Below are 4,125 nucleotides of genomic sequence, written 5' to 3' on the forward strand. Positions count from 1 at the left end.
AGGTTATTAACTAATGACGGCACTTCTGTCCAGCTTGGAATACCTACTTTTCTGTATCTAAGAACATAGGTTGCTCCCGGGAATGGATCCCATGTAATCTCTGCTGAGGTTGGAAGCAATTGGGTAATAGTTAATCCCGGAGGAGGAATCTGACATATTCTTTCCGTTGTAAATACTTTAGGGTTAGAATATGGATTCAGAGTAGTTTCTCCGTTACACTGATTAGCAATCTGAACTTCATAAGTGGTGTAAGGCTCTAAAGGAGTAACACTACCTAACACATACGTGTTTGCGGGAGCTGCAGGTAAACTTACAATATTCCATGTTGTAGTTCCTACTTTTCTCCATCTCATAGTATAAGTAGAACTTGGTACTATCGGAGCCCATGTAATCAATGCTGTAGTTGGAGTAATGTTACCCACGGTCACATTTGGAGGCGTTGGATCACATCGTGTCGTAAATGTCTTGATTGGAGTTGCCGTTCCCACAGTATCTCCACAAATAGCAGCTACTTCTACTTCATAAGTCGTAGCAGGCGTTAATCCATTAATCACTAATGGAAGGTTACCCAATTGGGTAGAAGCATATACTTGTGTCCATGCTGTTGTCCCCTGAACTCTGTATCTTACCACGTAGCTTACTCCTGCTCCTGTAATGGTAACAGTAGCGGTTGTATGAGTGGTAGTAAATGTAGGGGCATTAGGCGTTGCATTGCTGCAAGGTCTTATTCTTACTCGGTAATCTTCTACTTCTCCATCTACTGCATTCTGACACATAATAGGAGCACTTGTACGTTTAATTACAACTCTCATCGTTGTTGTCAATGGCCCTGTATATGCATTTGAAGGAACAGCAAAAGTGGCAGTAACCGGAGTTGTGGTATTGGCTGGAGAAATTAAGATTCTCTCAGCATCCGTGAACTGTCCGTTTCTGTCAAAGTCAATCCATGCTGTTACAGCATCGTTTCCTGTTGCACCCGTCCAACCTTTTGCTACGGAGATTTTATTATTTTGAGAATTAACATCTAAAGTAATAAGAGTCTCTGGAGTAGTATAGCTTATATAGTTAGTCTGTACTGAAGTATTATTCATTGGAGGAACTCCAAGATTCGAAGAGGTAACGGTTACATTCGAAATATGGTCATTCGTTCCAGAACCTGTCATCTGACAGTAAGACAACGGCGGCGTTGTAAATGCGACTGATGATGAATAAGATCCTGTAGCACCTCCGCAAGTGGTTGAAACCTGAACTTCATAATTCGTCTGTTCTGTAAGACCTGTAATTCCATAGAAGTTCTGACCAGCTGGTACAGTAGCGGTTTGCCATGCTCCACTTGGAGCAACTCTCCATCTTACAGTATACGTAGCTCCTGTTGTAGAAATCCATGATACGGTTGCATTATTTGCAGAAATATTATTTACTGTAATACTCGTTGGAGGAGCTGTTGTACAGGTTTGAGGGTCTACAAATCTTACCGGATAATCTTCTACTTCTCCCTGAGTGAATGTTCCACAAGGAGTGTTAGTACTGCTTGTACTCATTACAACACGCATACGTGTTGGTTGAGTTCCTGTATAAACTCCGCCTGCAGCATTAGGAACAGGGAAAGTAGCTGTTACAGGAGTAGTTGTACTGGCTGTAGTATTCAGAACTCTTTCATTTGTTTCAAATGTTCCGTTTCTGTTAAAGTCGATCCAAGCTGAAATTCCATAAGAGCTGCTAGAACCTGGCCAGTATTTGTTCACAGAAATTTTATTTGTATTTCCTGAACCTCTTTCCAAGATAACTATTCTTGTAGCATCTGTTGTATAATCTTTATATCCGTCCGATCCTGAATTACTAAACATAATAGGAGCATTCGTCGGAGTAACTGTTACATTATTAATATAGCCGCTTGTCCCGGTATTACCTGTAGGGTTAGCTGTACAATACGTAAGTGCTGGAGTTGTAAAGTTCACACTTGGTGAGAACGCTCCTGTAGTACCTCCACAAATAGTAGCTATCTGAACTTCATATTGTGTCTGATCTACTAAGTTGGTAAGCAGCTGACTACTTGTAAGTGGGGTTGTAATGTTAATCGTTGTCCATGTAGCATCCGTAACCTTTTTGTATCGTAATGTATACGTTGCTCCTATTGCAGGAACCCAGCTTACAACAGCCGTACTTGCAGTAAGGTTTGAAACAGCAATATTACTTGGGGGAGCCGCTGAACACGGTTGTAAAGCAATAACATTCAATGTAAAGTCCACATAGTTACCCGCAGACGCAGGCCCACAAGCAGTAAGAACTCCTAACTCCGATGTTGCCATTCTTACTCTGTAGTTACCAGGAGCCTGTCCCGCTGCTATTGGAATAGTCCCCGTAGCAGTTGCAGTATAGCTCGTAGTAGCAAGAATAGTTTCACCAGGGCCATTGAAGTTCATATCATTATTCCAGTCAACCCAAATATAATAGTAATATGTATTATTTCCTGCAGCTGCAAGGTTCACGTTTACTGAAGTACTCGGTATTGCGGAAACAACAGTCGCAGAATTATTTACATATGCTGTATAGCTGTTTGCAGTATAATTCAAATTTGCAATACCACCTGTTGTTGTAATATTATTCAGATAATATGATGTACTTGAAGTACCTCCTGTAGGTACGCAATATCCTGTATAGAAAGAAAGAGGTCCTTTCCATGCACTTTGATCCGTTGCACTACATCTTGCTCTCACCCATGCATAATATGTTGTATTAGGTACTAATGGTGAAAGAGTTGCAGTGGTTCCGGAAGGAACGTTTTGTGAAGGTACAGTTGCCCCTGTTGGAGCTGTGTTACTTGTACTGTAATAAATATCATACCCTCCTGCCGGCACATATGAAAAAGCGGTCCAGTTTAGTACAGCACTTGTAGGAGTTACCGTACCAATGGATAATGATCCGGTTGTAGGCATTGGTGGACATGTAGGAGGTGTGGTAAGGGTTATTGGCCCTGACCATGCACTTTGGGCTGTAGCACTACATTTTGCTCTTACCCATGCATAATACGTTGTGTTAGGCACTAATGGTGAAAGAGTTGCAGTAGTTCCGGAAGGAACGTTTTGTGAAGGAAGTGTCGCTGCTGTCGGAGCAGTGTTCGTCGTACTGTAATAAATATCATATCCTCCTGCAGGTGCAGATGAATAAGCTGTCCAGTTCAGTACTGCGCTGGTAGCCGTTATTGTTCCCGTAGATAAAGATCCTCCGGGAGGCATAGGTAAACATGTAGGCGGTGTACCAAAAGTTAATTGAACATTTGGTCTGCTGGCCGATAATGTACCATTTCCTGTAGGTGCTGTAGTATCTGCTTCGAAATACATATGACTTGCCGTGGCAGTACTGTATTTAAAGCCTGCTCCAGCCGTTCCCGAACCTCCTCCGGATCCTCCATAATTGGTTTCAACTAAAACCAGAAGATTATCCGTTCCATTATAATTGTATGGAAGCTGTAGTTGTAGGGTATTCCAACCAACCGCTAGGCTGGTTACATTCGCACTGTATACTAAAGTAGCGCCAGTAGTTACAGTATTCCAGCTTTGAGCCGTGATGGCTGTAGTAGTAGCTGGTACAGATTTTAAATACACTTTAACCGGGAAGGTAATATTCATCGTTGTGGTAGCCTCCCATCCAACGGATAAAATGCTTCCCCCACCCGGAGTGTTTATTTCTGCAGCAGTATAAAGCGATGCAGACCTCTGATACCCATAATAGGGAGTCAAAGGATACCGCTGTGTACTAGTTCCTGTTCCAATGGTGACTATCTGGGCATGCAATGACATCCCAAAAACCAACCCGAGAAACAGAAGTAAAGAGGTAAAGAGTTTCTTCATAATGTTTTGGTTAGAAATATATGTTAATCTTACAAAATTAATTATATTTTTATCAATAAACAATTAGATAACTCAAATCATTAGCACATATTAATAAATGAGTTATTCAATTTAAATATCCATACTTACAGGTCATAATTGAACAATAATTCGTAAAAAATACCATTTATTATTACAAAAAATGAGCCTCCATTTCTGGAGGCTCATTCTATTTGAAATTTAGTTTACTTATTCTTTGATAAATTTCTTCTGAACAGTTTTACCGTTATCATCG

1 protein-coding gene is annotated in these 4,125 nt (G+C 41.0%); it reads right to left on the minus strand.

Annotated elements, in window-relative coordinates; all coding sequences use genetic code 11:
• The coding region (locus tag DBR39_RS23440; protein WP_148089922.1) for a fibronectin type III domain-containing protein at nt 1–3,851 on the minus strand (3,851 nt) is incomplete at its 3' end.
• Nucleotides 3,852–4,125 lie beyond the last annotated feature (274 nt).

This window comes from Chryseobacterium sp. KBW03 (assembly GCF_003852415.1).
Lineage (GTDB): Bacteria > Bacteroidota > Bacteroidia > Flavobacteriales > Weeksellaceae > Chryseobacterium > Chryseobacterium viscerum.